The 566-nt window shown below is 54.4% G+C and carries 6 tRNA genes; all 6 read left to right on the top strand.

The window, feature by feature from the left end:
- Position 1: 1 nt before the first annotated feature.
- The 6 genes from KGF48_RS19815 (at position 2) to KGF48_RS19790 (ending at position 516) form a co-directional block, all read left to right on the top strand.
- Positions 2-76, top strand: a tRNA-Asn gene (locus KGF48_RS19815).
- 6 nt (positions 77-82) lie between these two features.
- Positions 83-168: transfer RNA gene (locus KGF48_RS19810), tRNA-Leu, on the top strand.
- A gap of 16 nt (positions 169-184) precedes the next feature.
- A tRNA-Met gene (locus KGF48_RS19805) sits at positions 185-260 on the top strand.
- A gap of 7 nt (positions 261-267) precedes the next feature.
- A tRNA-Glu gene (locus tag KGF48_RS19800) sits at positions 268-342 on the top strand.
- A 17-nt stretch (positions 343-359) separates the two neighbouring features.
- Positions 360-433 (top strand) — tRNA-Gly (locus KGF48_RS19795).
- Positions 434-440: 7 nt separating this feature from the next.
- A tRNA-Val gene (locus KGF48_RS19790) sits at positions 441-516 on the top strand.
- Positions 517-566: the final 50 nt, after the last annotated feature.

The raw sequence follows: 566 nt of genomic DNA, 5'->3' as shown, positions 1-566 counted from the left end.
TTCCAAGGTAGCTCAACGGTGGAGCAACCGGCTGTTAACCGGTAGGCTGTGGGTTCGAGCCCCACCCTTGGAGCCAAAAAAAGCCGAAGTGGCGGAACTGGCAGACGCACAGGACTTAAAATCCTGCGGGACTTACCTCTCGTACCGGTTCGATTCCGGTCTTCGGCACTTTATAAAACAATATCGCGGAGTGGAGCAGTTGGCAGCTCGTCGGGCTCATAACCCGAAGGTCGTAGGTTCGAGTCCTGCCTCCGCAACCATTAAAATGGCTCGTTGGTCAAGAGGTTAAGACACCGCCCTTTCACGGCGGTAACAGGGGTTCAATTCCCCTACGAGTCACCAAAAAAACAATTAAATAAGCGGGTGTAGCTCAATGGTAGAGTTCTGGCCTTCCAAGCCAGCTGTGAGGGTTCGATCCCCTTCACCCGCTCCAAAAAAATGGGATCATAGCTCAGCTGGGAGAGCACCTGCCTTACAAGCAGGGGGTCGCAGGTTCGAGCCCTGCTGGTCCCACCATTTGCGGCCTGGTAGTTCAGTTGGTTAGAATGCCAGCCTGTCACGCTGGA

This window comes from Clostridioides sp. ZZV15-6388, from assembly GCF_020657755.1.
In the GTDB taxonomy this organism is placed as follows: Bacteria; Bacillota; Clostridia; order Peptostreptococcales; family Peptostreptococcaceae; genus Clostridioides.
This window is presented reverse-complemented; position numbering and strand designations above follow the sequence as displayed.